General features: G+C 18.9%; 1 pseudogene. It reads right to left on the bottom strand.

The annotated features are described in order from the left end of the window. Positions 1-126: 126 nt before the first annotated feature. Positions 127-323: pseudogene (locus G3997_RS03155) on the bottom strand (IS982 family transposase); the annotation flags it as partial.

Below are 323 nucleotides of genomic sequence, written 5' to 3'. Positions count from 1 at the left end.
GTTTATTAAATCGGCTATTATAATATATTAACTAATCTATTGTGCTAGTTAAAAATATTTTTCCAAATAAAGTAAATTGATTTTTGTAAAAAAATAGTATTCTATAAAGCTTAATATTTGTAAAATTTAACCAAATATTAAGCTTTTTATTTTAGCTATAGAATCATAATTTCCTATCAATTTATTTATTAGAAATGAAATATTATGACTTAATACTTTTATTGATATTCTTGTTATAAATCCAAGCATTGATTTACTTTTTACTTTATTAAAATTTAATTRTTCCGTTAATTGAGAAAAGCTAGTCTCAATCCTTCTTCTAA

This window comes from Romboutsia sp. 13368 (assembly GCF_018336475.1).
In the GTDB taxonomy this organism is placed as follows: domain Bacteria; phylum Bacillota; class Clostridia; order Peptostreptococcales; family Peptostreptococcaceae; genus Romboutsia.
Note: the sequence above shows the minus strand (reverse complement) of the source record. Positions and strands in the feature narration are given on the sequence as shown.